Source organism: Cupriavidus sp. 01T418 (genome assembly GCF_056398885.1).
Genome location: NZ_JBFTQG010000051.1, coordinates 17,730 through 34,047, shown reverse-complemented (window position 1 = coordinate 34,047; position 16,318 = coordinate 17,730). Strand labels below are relative to the sequence as shown.

The 16,318-nt window shown below is 63.3% G+C and carries 14 protein-coding genes and 2 pseudogenes; 7 read left to right on the top strand and 9 right to left on the bottom strand.

Translation table 11 applies throughout. The annotated features are described in order from the left end of the window. Positions 1 to 254 precede the first annotated feature (254 nt). The 5 genes and pseudogenes from AC1DQ3_RS30985 to AC1DQ3_RS30965 form a co-directional block, all read right to left on the bottom strand. A complete protein-coding gene (locus AC1DQ3_RS30985; protein WP_477123944.1) occupies positions 255 to 2,576 on the bottom strand; it encodes an SMC family ATPase in 2,322 nt (773 codons plus the stop codon). Beyond that, complete coding sequence (locus AC1DQ3_RS30980; protein ID WP_477123943.1) at positions 2,564 to 3,082, bottom strand: hypothetical protein; 519 nt, start codon at positions 3,080 to 3,082, stop codon at positions 2,564 to 2,566. The genes AC1DQ3_RS30985 and AC1DQ3_RS30980 overlap by 13 nt, the downstream gene beginning before the upstream one ends. 161 nt (positions 3,083 to 3,243) lie before the next feature. Beyond that, positions 3,244 to 4,625, bottom strand: a pseudogene (locus AC1DQ3_RS30975) (metallophosphoesterase family protein). A gap of 142 nt (positions 4,626 to 4,767) precedes the next feature. Continuing rightward, positions 4,768 to 6,102, bottom strand: a complete 1,335-nt coding sequence (locus AC1DQ3_RS30970; protein WP_477123942.1) for a recombination directionality factor — start codon at positions 6,100 to 6,102, stop codon at positions 4,768 to 4,770. Beyond that, complete coding sequence (locus tag AC1DQ3_RS30965; RefSeq protein ID WP_477123941.1) at positions 6,051 to 6,374, bottom strand: DUF7696 family protein; 324 nt, start codon at positions 6,372 to 6,374, stop codon at positions 6,051 to 6,053. The genes AC1DQ3_RS30970 and AC1DQ3_RS30965 overlap by 52 nt, the downstream gene beginning before the upstream one ends. A gap of 635 nt (positions 6,375 to 7,009) precedes the next feature. On the opposite strand from AC1DQ3_RS30965, the gene AC1DQ3_RS30960 reads away from it, so the two are divergent. The 3 genes from AC1DQ3_RS30960 to AC1DQ3_RS30950 are packed head-to-tail and all read left to right on the top strand — an operon-like array spanning position 7,010 to position 8,731. Beyond that, positions 7,010 to 7,609: a hypothetical protein gene (locus AC1DQ3_RS30960; RefSeq protein WP_477123940.1), complete on the top strand. Its 600-nt coding sequence runs from the start codon at positions 7,010 to 7,012 to the stop codon at positions 7,607 to 7,609. A gap of 38 nt (positions 7,610 to 7,647) precedes the next feature. Further along, positions 7,648 to 8,286 carry a hypothetical protein gene (locus AC1DQ3_RS30955; RefSeq protein ID WP_477123939.1) on the top strand — a complete coding sequence of 213 codons (639 nt, stop codon included), beginning with the start codon at positions 7,648 to 7,650 and terminating at the stop codon, positions 8,284 to 8,286. 7 nt (positions 8,287 to 8,293) lie between these two features. Beyond that, positions 8,294 to 8,731 (top strand): bactofilin family protein, encoded by a 438-nt coding sequence (locus AC1DQ3_RS30950; protein WP_477123938.1) that lies wholly within the window; start codon positions 8,294 to 8,296, stop codon positions 8,729 to 8,731. A gap of 93 nt (positions 8,732 to 8,824) precedes the next feature. Here AC1DQ3_RS30950 and AC1DQ3_RS30945 read toward each other — a convergent pair whose 3' ends face one another. After that, positions 8,825 to 9,208 carry a hypothetical protein gene (locus AC1DQ3_RS30945; RefSeq protein WP_477123937.1) on the bottom strand — a complete coding sequence of 128 codons (384 nt, stop codon included), beginning with the start codon at positions 9,206 to 9,208 and terminating at the stop codon, positions 8,825 to 8,827. 315 nt (positions 9,209 to 9,523) lie between these two features. Here AC1DQ3_RS30945 and AC1DQ3_RS30940 point away from each other — a divergent pair, with 315 nt between their 5' ends. Both AC1DQ3_RS30940 and AC1DQ3_RS30935 read left to right on the top strand, forming a co-directional pair. Then, the gene (locus AC1DQ3_RS30940) at positions 9,524 to 9,892 is read left to right on the top strand and encodes an XRE family transcriptional regulator (RefSeq protein ID WP_477123936.1); all 369 of its coding nucleotides are present in this window, start codon (positions 9,524 to 9,526) and stop codon (positions 9,890 to 9,892) included. 1 nt (position 9,893) lies between these two features. After that, positions 9,894 to 11,210 (top strand): type II toxin-antitoxin system HipA family toxin, encoded by a 1,317-nt coding sequence (locus tag AC1DQ3_RS30935; protein ID WP_477123935.1) that lies wholly within the window; start codon positions 9,894 to 9,896, stop codon positions 11,208 to 11,210. Positions 11,211 to 11,409: 199 nt separating this feature from the next. Here the strand turns inward: AC1DQ3_RS30935 and AC1DQ3_RS30930 are convergent, their stop codons facing one another. Continuing rightward, a complete protein-coding gene (locus tag AC1DQ3_RS30930) occupies positions 11,410 to 12,633 on the bottom strand; it encodes a vWA domain-containing protein (protein ID WP_477123951.1) in 1,224 nt (407 codons plus the stop codon). A gap of 7 nt (positions 12,634 to 12,640) precedes the next feature. Further along, positions 12,641 to 12,889: a hypothetical protein gene (locus tag AC1DQ3_RS30925; protein ID WP_477123934.1), complete on the bottom strand. Its 249-nt coding sequence runs from the start codon at positions 12,887 to 12,889 to the stop codon at positions 12,641 to 12,643. A 52-nt stretch (positions 12,890 to 12,941) separates the two neighbouring features. Here AC1DQ3_RS30925 and AC1DQ3_RS30920 point away from each other — a divergent pair. After that, positions 12,942 to 13,373: pseudogene (locus tag AC1DQ3_RS30920) on the top strand (3'-5' exonuclease); the annotation flags it as partial. Positions 13,374 to 13,400: 27 nt separating this feature from the next. Here AC1DQ3_RS30920 and AC1DQ3_RS30915 read toward each other — a convergent pair. Beyond that, complete coding sequence (locus AC1DQ3_RS30915) at positions 13,401 to 14,645, bottom strand: ISL3 family transposase (protein ID WP_477123933.1); 1,245 nt, start codon at positions 14,643 to 14,645, stop codon at positions 13,401 to 13,403. 225 nt (positions 14,646 to 14,870) lie between these two features. Here AC1DQ3_RS30915 and AC1DQ3_RS30910 point away from each other — a divergent pair, with 225 nt between their 5' ends. Beyond that, entirely contained in the window at positions 14,871 to 15,734 is an 864-nt protein-coding gene (locus AC1DQ3_RS30910) for a helix-turn-helix transcriptional regulator (protein ID WP_477123932.1), read from the top strand. Positions 15,735 to 16,318: the final 584 nt, after the last annotated feature.

Genomic DNA, 16,318 nt, shown 5'->3' with positions numbered 1-16,318 from the left:
GGGAGTTGTAGGTTAAGAATGGCCCGGGGGCTGGGGTCAGCCGAGTGCGGCCGCAGCGATGGGACTGCCAATTGCATAGACGACGGGTCGCCGCATTGGCTCCTTGCCTACCGGCCGCGTGTGGTGGTCACAAGCGGCCAGGACACGCAGGACGAGGTAAAGCAGGAAGAGATATTTCACGAGTTTCATGGGCTGCCCTGTACGGGGACAGGGCAGCCCCGATGGGGCGTGCCCCATCGGGTTAAAGACAAAAGCTAGGCAGCGAGCGCCTCCAGGTCAATCACTGCGTCGGCCTCATCAACCGACTCAGGCGTGTGGGAAATGAAGAATTCCCGCTCATAACCGCCCTGACGGAGCACCTCGCGCTTCATTTGCATGAAGGCACGCTTGCGCTCGGGGTCGAGCGGGCCGTCGGCCTCATCCGTGAACAGCGTCTGGAAGGGTTGACCCGAGTCCTGCGCACGATAGAGCGCAATACCACGGGTCAAACACTCATTGATCCAGATCTTCTGCCCGCCAGACAACAAGGCGAAGTTCTTCACGCTGTCCCGGTCGGCATCATTCACCTCGATCTCGAAGCCCTCACGCTTCTCGCCATTGGCCAGCGTCGTCTGCGTCTGAATCGCGATGGTGAATCGCGCTCCGTAGCAGGCGAGCAACAGGTCGTTGACGATCCGCGTGAGCGCCGGGCCGGCGTCGTCGATGGACAATGCGATCACGCCGTCATTGCCCAACGCCTTCGCGAGCAATTTCCACTGTGCGATTTCGTCGGAGAGCCGATCCGCCTTGCCCTGTACCGCAGGCAGGCCGGAAAGCACCAACTCCACGCGCTCGCGCTCGGTCGCAAGGTCGGTTTGCTGGCGAATCAATGCCTCGATCCGGGTATCCAGCGCAACCACTGCCTCGCGGCTCTGTCGCAGGCGGGTGTCCAAGGCGGCGATGAGGCCGGTGACGTCCTCAGTTGCCAGCCCGGACAACTCGCGCTGCACCACCGACAACTGCGTCTCGGCTTCGGCAACGTCCCGGTCATACCGAGCCGTGCTGGTGGCTTCCTCGTCAGTCAGACCGGTCACGTCGCGTTGTGCCTGCGCCAAGCCTTCCTGCGCCACATCCAACATCGGTCTCTTGGCCGCGAGGGCGGTCAGCCGTTGCAACTCCTGCTGATCGCGAGCCAGTGCCGTCTGCAAGGCCGCCAGGGCGGCGCGTTGGGCAGGCAACTCACCCAGGGCTTCCGCCATCGGCTTCATCGCCTGCCGCTTCGCCTGGTAGCTGGCCCGCAGATCCTTCACGAGGATGACATGCTCGGCCAGCTTGCCCTTGGCATCACGCGCCTGCGCGAGCAACGGGCAGTTACTGTGCATGGGGTCGGCCCGGCATGGCACCGTCTCAATGACGTCGGCTTGGCCTTTCAACGAGGTGGCGAACTGGGCTGCGGACCTTCCGCGCGCTTCGAGTCCCTGCAACTCGGTCGCCAGCGCGGCATGCTGCGCCTGCTGCGCGTCCAAGCGGCTGACCGCCTGCTGTAGCGTGGCAAACTCGCCCTGCTTCTGGCCGAGGGTCATTTGCAAGGCGTCGCGCTGCTCGGCTGCCGCGAGGATGGCCGGCCCTTCGGCCAGCATCAGCTTGCGGCTCGCGATCAGCTGCTCCAACTCCCGGCGCCGCGTGGCGGCGCGGGTGGCCGTAGCACGCTGGTCAGCATCCAACTGCCGCCGGCGCGCTCCCAGTTCGGTTTCCCGTTGCCTGAGTTCGCGCAGACGCGCTTCGGTAGCCGCGCTTGCGCTTTGCTTGGCCGCCAGTGTCGCCCGCTCCTGCAGGAGCTTCGCGCCATCGGCAGTTTCCGCATCGCGATCGCTCCGCGCCCCGGTCAAGGCTTGATCGGTTAAGCCGATGTCCCGTGCCAACTGCCCCGCCCGCTCACGCTGCGTGGACAAGCCCACTAGGTCGCGCTGCAGGGTCTCCAGATGCCGGCCCAGCCCCTTTGCAATCTCGCCGGCCTTGGCCAACAGATCACGCAGGTGGTCGATGCCCAGCAACTCGGCAAGCAGCTTCTTGATCTCGCCGGGTTGGTAGCTGGCGATCGGGCGCCGGTTCTGCGCCGAAAACACGCTGGTGAAGAACGCTTCGGGCGAGCCTAGCACCGCCTCGATGCAGCAGTTGTAGGTATCCGCCTTGCCGTCCGACAGCGTGCCGTCGGCCAGTTGCAGCGGTACCCAGTCGCCATTGGCGCCCTTCTGGAACAGGTAGTACTCGGCCTTGCGGCTCTTACCCGGATTGCGGAACGCGAACGCCGAACGGTACTGCGTGCCGGCGTGCTCCCATTCGAGATCCTTCTCGCCACGGGTGCCACAGAGGTGATCCCAGTAGGAGAACGCATCCGCGGACATTTTCGAGGAGTGGCTCGGCATGATCGGATACGGGTGCAGGTTGTCCATCAGCGTGGTCTTCCCGGCACCGTTGGGACCGACCAGTGCGATCAGCCCAGGGGGCAGCTGCGCCAGGTCGAGCGTCACGCTGTCGCGCTTCATGCCGTCCCGGATTCCGTGGAAGCCGGCCAAGGTAAGTTTCAGCGGGCGCATTCGGACACCTCCGCACCGGTCATGGAAGCCAGGTAGTCGGCAGGCAGTTCCATCACATCGCCGTCGTAGAACGGCATGTCCGGTGCCACCGTTGGCGCATCCCACTCGGGCAGGCCCGCCAACGCACGCTCCAGGGAGCGCACGGTGGCGGCGAACTGCTGGCGGGCCAGCGCGATCACCTCCGGCCACGCGGTGCAGCCACAGAGCGCCCTGAGTTCCAGCGCGCTCCACTGGCTAGCATAGCCATGCGAGAACGACCAGAGCAGGTTCTGCATCTCCAGCGACGGTGTCACTTCGTACCAGTGCTGGTCGTCCGCGGCGTGTACCGCGAGGACCAACAGATGGTCGCGCTTGGCGATCACCGTGCCGCGCCCTGCGCCGAACGGCTGGAACAGGGTGCTGCGGGTGAAGCCGTGCGCGTCCGCAAGGCGAGCGGCCAGTGTGGACGCGCCCAATGCGGTTTCAAACGTATGGGCCCAGTCCGGGCCAGCAGGGTAAAGCATCATGATGCACTCCAAAGGAGACGGCGTGCATCCCCGGACGGGAAGCACCCGTCAGGGTTCAATGAGATGGAACAACGGTCGATGCGTCCGAAGGACGCGGGGGAAAACGATGTTTCGACAGCCCCAAAGGGCTCTCGGAACATGGCTTCGGCCAGGCTCAAGGGTTAGGCGGTGGCTTCCGCAAACAGGTCATCGCTGAGCCAGTCCATGGCTGCGGGCGGCGCGCTGGGTTGCCTCGCAACGGGCACGGAAACCACAATCGATAGCGCGGCGGGAGTCGCAACCACCGATGGCTCACCTACGCCTTCCAGTTGCTGCAGCACCAGGTCCGCAATGGCTTCCGGCTCCGCGTGCTCTAGCATCGACAGACGATCGACGGGTTGGTGTCGACATGTGTCAATTCCCCCCATCGCGTGATCTTCTCCGACAGGCTGGCGGCGCGGCTGATGCCTTCGGCGCGGCTACGGACGGCAGGCAATACCCGGCCCTCCAGCTTCACCTCGGTCGCCTTGACGAACAAGGCGCCGATGGCGTCCCGATCGACCACCTGCCGGTGCTCTTCATCGACGACCCAGCGGATGCGCACGAACTTGTCCGACGCCTCGGCGGCGACGCGAGCCAGCTCCGCCATGTCGGGCGGGCCGTCGAAGTCAATGCAGAGTGTCTCGCGAGCTGGCGTCACAACGTGCGTGGTCACGGCCTGCCCCGGCGCGACGCGCCATTGCAGGTAGGTCTTGTCACCGATTTCCCCATAGTGGAAGCGCCCGATCGAACCCGGATACGCCACCAGCCGCCCCTCACGGTCCCATTGCTGGGCGCGGTGGATGTGACCGAGCATGAAGCCGTCGCATTCCGCATCAAACAGCGTCCCGATGGTGAACTCGTGATCGAATCCGGCCATCGGCACACCGTGCTCAGTCTGGCAGCCGTTGACGGTGCCGTGAGAGATGCCCATCGTGCGAATGCCGAAGGCACGCAGGGTGCGGTTCACGGTACCGGCGGCGTGCAGGTAGGCGGCCAGATGGTCGCCGACTGCGGTTGCAGCTTCCTTTGCCCCGACTGCGGCAGCGAGCATGGCCTTGTTGACCGTGGGCACGCAGGTGAAGACCACCTCCGGGGTGCCGTCGGCAAGCAACGCCTCAATTTCGATGGGAGTGAAGAGCGCACCGTCCGAAGCAGTGAACTCGCCGTCCCGCAGTGCGACCTGGTGGATGCGGTCTGCGATGTAGACCGGGAAACGGCTGCCAACGAGACGGAACAGATCCAGCGTGCCCGGCGGCTCGTGGGAAAAGGTGCCTTGGAGCATCAGAACCGCCATGTGCTCGGAAAGCTGGCGGATGCGCTCGGCCAGCACGCGCAGGGCAGGCGTGTGGGCGTCCAGGCGATGATCAGTCGAATCGCCGGAGACGATCCCGACCTGACTTTTGGCCGCGATCGCGTGTTCGACGGCAAAGCCGAAGCAGCGATCCGCCTCGGCCAGATTGCCCGTCGAATAATGCAGATCGGAAAAGTGAGCCAACAGCAGGCTCTTACTCGCGTTGAGCATGATGTGATTCTCCAAAGGAATGGAGCGCCGGATTGGCGCGCAAGGGAAAGAACGTGGCCCGGTTTGGCCACAGGTGAAAGGAAATGGGGAAAGTGGGTGATGAGGTGAACGACGCGTTGCGCGCCGTTCATCTATTCCATCGTCAGACAGGCTGTGTGGCTTCGCGAACGCGGGCGCGCACCTGCTCACGGAAGGCCAGCGGGCTGGCCAGTGCGACTTTCATCTCGCCAATCATGCTGTCAACGTCCTTAGGCCGCTTCGTCCAGCCCTGGCCGTACTCGATCCGGGCAAAGGTCAGCAGATCCATGCGCTCCTGCCCTCCCGACATGCCAAGGCGGGCGGCGAGGTCGGCGAGGATGCTTTCGCGGTCCTCGGGATCGACCGCGGTCGGCATCGGTCCTGGCATCGGGGCACCGCCCTGTGCAGTGGCGGGCATAGGGGCCCGTTCAGCCTCCAATGGCATCGCGCCTGAGATGCCGACGAGCGGTGCCATGGAAGGCGCATCAGCGGACGTTGCGCCTTCCAGCAACGCGACCGCCTTGCTTGCCGCTTCCAGCGCCGGGGCCGCCTGATCCGCGCTATCCAGCAGCGCGCCCAGGTCGATCTCCGCATCCAGCATGGTGAGCATCTGCTCCTGCCGAATCGGCAGGCCATCCTCACCAATGCGGGTAATGTCGACTGCCTTCTTCGAGAGCCAGAAGTGCATGCCTGCGAGCCGGCCACCACGCGCCATCGCCACCGTCTGCATCGCGGCGTACGCCTTCTGCAGCACATAGATGGACGTTGTCGGCAACTCGATCAGGCCGAGCCCCTTTATCTCCGGGACGCAAAAATACAGACTGGCGGAGAGGTTGCAATGCCGGCCCTGATACTGCGGGCACTGGTGCGGATCACACACACCATCGGGAATGGCGTCGTCCTGGCGCAAAATGATCGTGCGCCCGCCAAACAGGCGCTTGGCACGCTGGGCGCGCTGATCCACTTCCGGCGCGGCGTACATCTTGCAATGCCGCTTGCCGTCGGCGCCGTACTCGGAGAAGTGCTGCAGGCCTCGTGCGCCCCAGACCTTCAACTGGTTGGGCATGTTCGCCAGCCAGTCATCGAAGGCGAAGATGACCGGAAAACGCCAGAGCTTCAGGCCATCGCCACGATCCTCACCGTACTTCTGGAGGATCTCGTCGGCGGTGGCCGGATTGGTGAAATCCGACCCGCGGCAGGTGAACCAGGCCGTATTCTTGGGCACCAGAGCGTTCCGGATCTTCGTCTTGCGCTCGATCTCTTCGCCGATTGCCTCAAACGAGTCGCCCTGAGCGAGCATGGTGTCGTGGATCTTAACTGCTTGTTCGTTGTCCTTGGCCTTCCTGGTGAGGACCTTTATGCCGGGACGAATCTTGCCAATGATGGGTGGCCGCGCGGGCCGCTCTTCTATGAGACTGCGGGGATGGCCGAAGTCGGTGTAGCCAATGGCTCGTTGCATGATGCGTTGCTCCTGCGTTCAAGAAATTGAACGACGGCGACACGGATGGACGCAGCATGCTCCCGAAGGCGCAGGGCTATGTCGGCCCCGCGCTGGGTCGTTACTTGGGAAAGGAACTCCGCTCGGGCGGGTTCCGCTAGACCGGCCACGTGGGCCGCTTCACACAAATTTCGCCACGCATTCGGTTGTCCGACATAGTCGGGCCTTCGACGGGCTAGCGTGCTCGCAATGGCGGCACGAATCTCGGAGTTCTTATCGACAGCAGAGTGCATGGTCAGCTCCTGTTCGAGGTTCCTACAAACAAAAAAAGCCCGCTCCGACATGGCGGAAGCGAGCTTGTTCGCAGGAAAACCCGTCGCCACGCCCCTTCCGGGGGCGTGGCGGACAGGGAGCGGTGCGCGAATGCGCAGGCTCTATGTGAGGACGTAAAGTCGTCCTCGTGCAGCAAGGTCACGCTGCACTTCAACCCATTTAGAACACAAGGTTCTCCGCAGGGGTCACGGATCAGCCTACGACGGCCGTTCTGCCCAGGAGGGGCCAAGAGAGAGAGACGCCACATGGTCCCGAGCTCGAACGGTGTCCACAGCGCATGCCGAAGCAGCACTGATGCAGGACGCGTATTACGGCTGATGGATGGGGAGCAAACGGCGAAGTTGCTCATCACAATGAAATGTCCACACCGGTAGCCAACCGGTCGGCGCATGCGCTAAGGCACGACTTGAGAAATGCAATGGACTCGCTGCGGAGTCAGGTCGATGCGTCGGAGACGCGAGAAGTGAGAGCATTATGCATCGATTGTGGCCTCGTACAAAACGCGTAACCTCGTGAAAATCGCATACCTTACGCAGCGCACCTGCACCCTGTCCTGACCGAAAATCTCCCCCGAGAGAGACTCACGAGTATGGACATGGCCGAGCAGCCAGCGGAATTCCCTGCCAACCCACCTGAACCCCCATCCAACGCACGGCACGCCGCTGCCCCGGAGGGCCCCGCACCGGAAACCGGCCTAAAGCCCATCACGCGGCTAATCAGCGAGGATCGCATCTCGCGCATCATCCCGGAGACCGCGACGAAGGTTGAGGTGTCGTTCTCTTCGGTCTTTACGCGCCGCTTCCTGCACGATGACTACAATTTTGTTGCTTCCAAATGTTCGGTCGCACGAGACGGCAAGGTCAAGGCGCTCGACGAGGCCTTCCGAGAGGCTGAGGTCTGGTTCAGCCGCGTGAACGATTGGCTCGCGTCGAAGAATCAACTTGAGTTCTCGATCGGCTACGAATCCGTCTTCCTGGAAGTTCCCAATGCGCTCGCCGGGCGACTGCTACGCCTGCTGGGCCAGTACGACAAGCTCGCCTCGGCCACGCTGTTCGCGCACGTCGGGCGCTCCATTTCTGGCACAGAACGCGATACGCAGCTCGATATCGCAGGCCGGCGCATCAATACGATTCACACCCTCTGCATTCCGGACAACGACCGGTTTGCCGATGACGGCAGCCGGCTTCCTGCCTGAGCATTCCATTCCCTCCCTTCCGAACCCCAAGGAGCACCGTGGACATTCGAGACATCCAGCGCCTGCACGAGCAGTTCGCGCACGCCCCCCTCACCATTGAGGCGCAAACCACGTCCCATAATCCCGCCGGCCGGCTGTTACCACCGCCCGCCTTTGCCGCCGCGAGTGCGACCCGACGGTGGGCCGGCCGCGCCGGCAACACCCGCCAAATTGCCAGCATAGTGGTCGGCATCGTGGCGGCCGGTGCCCTCGGTATGTCCATCGCCAACTGGCAGCATGGGCGGACAACGGATGCTGCAAAGCCTGAGAGCGCGACACCCGTCAAGGCTGAGGCCATGAAGGACGCGAAGGAACTTGGTCAAGCGCCGGTAGTGGCCATCGCTGCCGCGTCCAGCCCCGCAGCGACCGATATTGCACCGATGAACCGGGCTACCTACGGTGCCGGCCAACCTGTCGAAGTCCCGGCCACGGGCGCGGAACTGGCGCAGCAAGTTGCACAGCCGCCCGCGGCAGTGCATGCGCCGGCGTCCCGCCCTCAGCCAAGCCAGGCTCCGATGGCTCGGGCGACCCCGCCAGTCGTGCGCAAGGTCGAGCCGGCCCCAGCACTGGCGAATGCCGCGCCCCAGTCCCCCCCTGCGCATCGCGCCAATGCCGCATCCGAGATAAAGCTGTTTTGAGCCGACTATGAAAGACACTCCCACCTTTAGCGTGCTCAATCGCGGCATGAGCATCCACGGAGACGTGGCCGCGGACCACGGCATCACCTGCCTCGGCCTGATCGACGGCAACCTCTCCTCGTCTGCAGGACTACTCCATGTTGGCAGCGGCGGTATCGTGCGCGGCAAGGTTGAAGGCGATCATGTGATCGTGGACGGCATCGTGGAGGGCGACGTTGCCGCCCGCAGCACGCTGCTGATCAATGGCCGCGTCAAGGGCGAGATCTTCTACGCCGGCACAATCCGGCTTGGCCTGAACGCGAACCTGGAGAGCCGCATCTCACGCGTTGCCGCCATCGGCGCCGGGACCGACGCGCACGTCTTTACGCGGGAGGCGGTCGCCGCGAGTCCGGCCGATCCTGCCGAGCTTGCCGATGCGAACACAGCGGGGACCCCGAGCACATGAGTCCACCCTATTGGTGGAAACGCGCATGATTCACTATCTCTTATAAGCCGTATGGAGCCCGGTCAAGCCGGGCTCTATTGTCTTCGGACGCTGCTAACGCGCCACTGGCTGCAGCGACACCAGTTCGTCGACCGAGAACAATCCGGCGATGGTAAGCCACGGTAGGCTCACCCCCTGCGCGCGGACGAACGACACAAAGGGAAACTGGCCGTCCAAAAGACACCGGAAATTCCGCATACCGCGGATCGGATCCTGAATCTGGTAGCAGCTGCGGTGCTGGAGCTTAAATACCGCCTGGCCCTGCCGGTACACGCACACGACGGGCATGCGCGGCCACAGTTTTGTCTCCAGCCAGCGGTCATAGTCCAGGTCCGTCCCGCCAGTTGCCTGCGCTCGCAGCCAGTTCGCGTGCAAGACCAACGGCACGTCGCGCGACAGTTGGCCGACATCTAGCGGCGTTGCTTCCTTCCTCTCCAATTTTTCCCTCCGGTCTGCTGTCCAATAAGCAAGTGCTACCTTGCAACGACACTCTCTCTTCTCTCCATAAGACGTGCCGCTAATCTCCTATCGGCAACAAGCGGAAAGGGATAAATCCTGAGGCCGAGGCGCAGGAGCCCTCGGAAGCGGACTCCGCCTCGCCCACCTCGCGCCCGTAAGGGGTCACCACGGATTCGCTGCACAGCCTGCCTGTGGCGCCGAATCTGCTGGAGCGGTGCTTTGAACAGACACGGACCTCTTTTGTCGTACACATAGATATTGACTAAACTGCCTGTTTTGATATAATCTATGTGTATGCCTAAAACTGCCCGTGCCCTCCTGCAGCTTCCGCCGGCGACTGCCGCCGCCATCGATAAGCTGGGCGCCGACCTGGCTGTGGCCCGCTTGCGCCGCAAAGAGTCATTGAGGACCTGGGCGAAGCGGATGGGTGTTTCTGTGCCCACGCTGCAACGGCTCGAAGCCGGTGACCCCTCTGTGGGCATCGGCATCGTCGCGACTGCGCTCTGGCTCATCAAGCGGGACGGCGAGCTGAGAAATCTCGCCGCGCCCGAGCACGACCAAGGCGCCATCGAGATGGACGTCCGTGAGGCCGTCGAACTGGGTCGCGCACGCGCCCAGGCCGCCGGGGAAGCACGCGTGCGCACGAACCGGGCAAAGGGCTGAGATGCGTCTGGACGACTTGTACCTCTGGTATCTGGGTGACCCGGCCACACCACGCTACGTCGGCGCATTGAAACTGGTCACCGCCGGCAAGGGGGTCTCCTTGCACTACGGCGAGGAGTGGCTGGCTAACGGGTTCGCTCTGAGCGAGGACCTCCCTCTCGTCGACAACGAGTTCTTGCCGCCAGGCCGCTTGGCGACCGATGCGCAGCGCGCGGTCGGCGCGATCGACGACGCGCGGCCGGACCGCTGGGGCGAGAAGGTCATTCGCTTCGTGGACAAGCCCAAGCGCCTCTCCCTGATGGAGTACCTGTACTACGCCGGAGACGACCGATTCGGCGCGCTCGGTGTTTCCACGTCGTCGAGTACCTACAGCCCGCGAGCCGTGAGTCCGCTTCCTCGGCTAGAGGCTGCGCAACAGCTCAGTGAGGTGGTGGCCAAGATTGAGGCCTCGGAGCCCATCACGGCCCTGGAAGCAAAGATTATTGCTGGCGGCGGCAGTCCGCTCGGTGGCGCGAAGCCCAAGGCGCTTATCGACATTGACGGCGAGCAATGGGTCATCAAGTTCTTCAACAACGAGCCCATCGACGCGCCGCTCATCGAGCACGCGACGATGACGCTGGCCGAGCGCGCAAGCATCACGGTGGCCAAGACGCAGGTCATCCACCTCCTCGGGGCGAACGCGGTCGCCATTCGCCGCTTCGACCGCGACCAGGGTCGGCGAATTCACAGCATCTCGGCCGGCACCGCCATTCGGGCGGCCACCGCATCGGGCGAGGAGCCAGAGATGGGCTACCCCGAGCTGGCGCGAATCCTTCGCCGGGTCGGCGTCACCCAGGACGACATCAACCAACGAGACGCGCGCGAGCTCTTCCGTCGCATGGTTTTCAACATCCTGGTCGACAACACCGATGACCACGAGAAGAACCACTCCCTGTTGGTCGTGAACCCGCTCGAGAATGGCCGCCTGAAGCTGGCGCCGGCGTACGACGTCTTGCCGACGAACTCGGGCCAGGGTTACCAGGAGTTCATCTGCGGCGCTCGTGGCCGGGACTCGACGCTCGAAAACGCGATGTCGCAGTGCGATGCTTTCGGCCTGCTGCCCGCGGAGGCCGCGGCCGAGATTGCCACCGTCATCGACGTCGTGAACACTTGGCAGGAACACTTCGCGCAGGCCGGCGTGACGGAGCGCGACATCGAGAGCCTGGCCGAGCGCATCGACGGCGAAGCGCTCCTAACCCAGCGCACTGGCTTCAACCAGGCCCGGTTTCAGTCCGCGCCCGCCAAAAGAAAGCGAGCAAGTCCCTTCCGGCGCACCTGAAATCCTCGCACGACTTGGCCAAAGCAAGTGGTACCAACTGAAGCCGTTCGACACGCGGTTCACGTTCTGCCGGCCGCGGAGAAGCAGAGGGCCCTCATTTGGCTGTCCTCCGCAAGAGGCGCCTACTCTACCGCGTGGTCATGCAACACTGAGCTCAAACAGAGCCAAAGAATAACCCCGGGACACGCCCGGGGTTGGTTTAAATGATGACCTCCACCGCCTCGCCAAAGGGCGGTGGAGCAATCCGGTGCAGCGGCATGGTCGACGCCCACAAGGTGGGATACGCCGGCGGCGCGGGCGGGAATTCCCCGTGCATGTCCGTCAGGTAGACGAGGAACGCCGGAGTGATCCCCTGCTCGTCCACCCAGGCAAACGGCGCACGGAAACTCGTGCCCCCACCGCCTCGGATGGGACCCAACTCAATGGCCTCGCCCCGCTCAAAGCATTGCACCTGCGTCACGCGAGTGTCGCAGTCCAGCACGAACAGGCGCCGCGGTTGCAGCACGGCGAAGACCGTTTCGATCTCCGCCCCGAACTGCTGCTGCGTCTCGTCGAACACCGAACCGCTGGTGTCGCGCACAAAGACCGCATCGCCGACCGACTGGTCATGCAACGCCGGCAGGTATAGACCCATATGGGTGTACCGCCGGTTCGGCATGGCCCAGCTGTAGTCCGACCGGGTCTGCTCGAAGGCAAAGCGGTGCAGCACCGAACGCCAGTCCACCGATGCCCGGGTGGCGGACTCCACCATCGCACTCAACTCGCCGGGCAGCTTGCCACGCATCTGCGCGGCTTTTGTTGCCTGCATCGTCGCCACCTTCCACTCGTTGGCCAGCGTTTGCTGCTGTGCCTGCGGCTGCTGGCGGACTTCGCCCGGCGGGAAATCTGGCGAGGCCTGCGACGGGTCGTCCCCGGCCATGCCATTGCCTTTCCCGTCCTGGCCGTTAAGCTGGGACGGATCATTGCCGTCGGCCTTGCCGTTGCCGTCCTGCTGTGGCTGCGGTTGGGGCTCTGGCTGCAGTTGCTCCGATGCCTCCTCGCGCAACATGGCATAGATCTCCTCTGCGGACTTGCCGAGAAACCGTCCGTCGATCAGCGCGCCGGCCGGCAACTGCAAGCCGGCGTTTAGCACCAACGGATTGATCGCATAGTCGCAGGCCTGATTCCAACGGTCAGGATCGCGAACGCCGCGGCGCCAGCAATGCCCGTTGGCTGGATGCAATACCTCGTGGGCAAGACAGCCGCGTAACTCAAGATCGCTCAAGGTGGCGACGAATGCTGGGTTGTAGCCCAGCGATACGCCATCCACCCAGAACGTCTTGCACGACGGATCTTCGACCACCCGCAAGCGCATCAACAACGCGCCGAAGAACGGCTGCGACAGGATGAGCTGGGAACGCTGCTTCGAGATTCGATCGCGCATGCTGGCCTCACGCTGTGAGCAGTTCAAACATCGACGAGGTCGGCGCAGCCACCACCGGCGACGGCGGCGGACCACCCATGAAGGCTGCCATCTGTGCTTCAATCTCCATCGCCTTTTCGGCGACCTGCTTGCGCAGGTCGTTCGAATTGCGAAGGTCCGCCCCGGTGTGACGGGCCAGATGCTCGCGCGTTTCATCCAGGATGCGCGTGAGCGCCGGATCGCCGGAAAAGTTCAGCTTGGGCAGCAGTGCGCTCAACTCGCGCACCTTGTCGGCAACATCCAGCCGCACGTTCGTGGCCCCGTACAGGCGGTTGACCGAATGGCGCACCCTCTGCGACCGGCAGTTCTACGCGCTGGTCCTCGAAGGCGTGCATGAGTGGATGGCGCAACGCGCCAAGGCAGACCCTGCCAGGCGAGCGATCGCCACGACCTATGACGTGCTCTCTCGGCTCAATGGCACGTTCTCCGAGCGGCTGGAATTCCTGCGCCGACAGAACAACGAGCCGGCACCGGACGCACTGGTGCTCACCACCATCCACGCGTCAAAGGGCCTCGAATGGGATGGAATCGCTGTCATCCGCGTAGAGGAGACGGTTATCCCAGATGAGAAAGGCACTACCGAATCAGAGGAACGGCGCTTGTTCTACGTCGGGATGACTCGTGCGCGTGATTGGCTGGCACTCAGCACCGCTAAAAAGAACCCAACGTCACGGTTCGTGATCGAGGCGGGACTGGCATGACAGATCCACCCTAAAAAAACAGGTTCTTCAGACTTTCGTGTGGGTCAGCGCAGCCGGATGTAGGTTGAGACCACCGCAGTGGAAGTAGACGGCGATCTTAAAGTGGTCCGGATTGCGATAGCCGCAGGCTCGCTTCTGGATGGCGATCTTGGAATTCAACCCCTCGGCAACGGCATTGGTGATGCGATGTTTGAAGTAGGTCAGCACATTCGGCAAGTGGCGGGCGATCAGCCGGGCGGCGTCAATCATCGGCGCCAGCCGGCTATGGGTCGCCCAGAAGTACCAGCGCCTCCAGAAGCGTGTGGCCCAGCCGGTGGTGCGGTAATTCCACAGCCCCCGCAGCGCCTCCTTCAAGGCCCAGGCTCGAGCTGTTTTCAGCTCCATCGTCCTCAGTGCATTGAAGCGTTCCCTGGACGGCTCCAGCATGTTCTCCGGGTTGGTCAGCCACAGATATTTGCTGCGGGCGAGGGTGTCGTCTCCGGCTTTCAGCAACGCTTTGTGCTCCTGCTTTCTGACTTTGTCCACCGCCTCAATGACATGGCGCATGATGTGGAAGCGGTCAAAGACCATCTTCTCGTCTGCGCCAGGCACATTGGCCTGGCAGGCGTTGATGTAGGCCGGCCACATGTCCAGGCTGATAGCGTCAATGGCCTCGCGATACGCCGCCGGGAAGGCCTCGAAGTAAGCGGCCAAGCTGGCCTGCTTGCGCTCTTCTCCGATGTATTCCACCGTCGCTTCCTCCAGATCGCACACCAGCGTCATATAGCGATGTCCCTTGGCGATTGCCTTTTCATCCACGCCCATCAGCCGGGGCATCTCGTTGGCTTTCGCCGCCCGCCCCCTCAATACAGCTCTTTCCATCACGTGCCAGGCTTCGTCCCACGTAATGCGCAAGATCTCCGCGGCTCGCTTGACATTCGTTGCCAGCAATATGTCGATGGCCAGCGCTTCAAACAGATGCGTAAACCGACTCCCAGCCTCCGCCCACGGCATCCTCACTTGCCTCACGCCATGCTCCGGACACGACACTCGCGGAGGCCGCGCGTGCAGATACGTCAGGAACTGGCAGCTATCCAGGTGTCGCCACACCCGTTCGCCAAGGTGGTCATAGACCGCCAATTCCTTCCCGCACTCGGGGCACGAAAACCGCTGTCCCTCCAGGTGCCCTACATGCACTTCGACATGCAGCCGCGCCACGTCCAGGTCGACACGCTCCACCGTCCATGGCGCGGTCACGCCAAGCAGCCGCCGGTACAGTTCCACGCTGTCCATCGCACACCTCCTTACCAAGCCATGCGCGAAAGCGTACTACCTACCCACACGAAAGTCTGAAGAACCAAAAAACAAAAGCCAGGATTGCAGTCCTGGCTTCTGCGGAAGTTGCCGGGACCCGAAAAAGGCGTACCAGACTGCACCTCCCACTGAGTGCAAAGTCTAGGAAAGCCTTCGGGTCCTGTCAACGCCTTCACAAGATTTTTTTGCATAGAACGGCGGAACATGATTCGAACCATGGAAGCCGATGGGCGGCGCTCGCCCATCGGCAACGGTGCCACGCATCCTAGCGCCCTGGGCAGCTCACATCCTGCCGCCCACGGCGCAAGCGACTCCGGACCACACTACCTACCAAGCAAGATTGCCAACGCGCTCGTGCGCGTCTATGAGGCATTGCATGAGTTTGCGTTGACGCAGACGCAGCGTCAGGTTCTTGCCTGCCTGGTTCGTAACGGCGTGAAACAGCAAGATCCAGCGCACTGGATCTTCATGAAGAAGGTCACGATCGCACGCCGACTTCGGCTTAGCGAGGCGACCGTCTATCGTTGCCTTGCAGCCCTGGAGGGTGTCGGCCTGATCGAGCGGGAGGAGCAAAGACAGTCCGCATACAATCTGAAGGCCCTTGGTCGGATTCGGCTTTCTGTGCAAGCCATTCGGAATCTTGGCCTAGCGTCAGCTCAACCGTCTCGTGAGATGGGTGCCACGGCGAGGACCCCCGACTTACAGAACCGGGGACCCACCCGCCGGCTGCCCAAACTCGCACCGGTGAGAGACGTTAACCTACCCCCTCAACAATCTTCTTCGAAGAAACAGTCGCCGGGGGCGAGCCCATTCATTCGCGTGCTGGGCAAAGCCGTGCCTTCGGAGCTGGCCTGGCTGGTCACGCAAAACGGACTCGCGCTGACCGGCCTGTTCGCCCTCATGAAACGCGCTAAGGCCGTCGGCCACCGGCTTTCGAACGTAATCGCCGTGGTCAGCGATGCCCTGATACCACTCAAGGGCAGGGAACTCTTCGCCTACATCCAGGCCCTGCTGTCCAAGACGGTCGACTACGCATTTGTCGCAGAACAGCGGACAATGCAAGCGTAAGCCGAGCGCGCCAAGGGAGAAGCCGCAGCTGCTGTTGCCGCGAACATTTCAGACCTGGTCTCAAGGCTCCGCGGGGTCCAGGTAACGCGCGCCGACGGTGCCGTGCTCAGCGTTGATGAGGCATCGGTAGTGATCGAGAAGGCTGGCCGTAGGGCCGCGGCACCCCATGCGCTCGCGCTCGATCTCCTGCGGGAGATGGCGGCCTGCCAGGCGAACGACGGGCAGTCGGCCTTTGCTCGGCCCTGTCCTGACCCGTTCAAACGCGGCCGGTCCTTGGCGGTGATGGAGGCGCAGTTAGCCGCCGCCCGGGGAATACTTTGTGGGCGCTCGTCGCCGGCGCACGTGACTAGGTGCGCGGCACGCCCCGCTCTTCAGGGCGGCGAGGGATAGCGCGGCCTCGCTCACCTTCGCTGAAGGCCGCATTTCGGTCGTCACGGATTTACACCCCCGAGGGGCGGCCTGGCCTATCTCCGTGGGCCGCGCATGGTGTGTGGGCGGCGCAGACCGTGCTTCTCGCGCTGTTCGCAGTCCCCGTCTTGTCCACCTGGATCGAGCGCCTCGCGCCTCTTCCCGTCGTCGCTAAG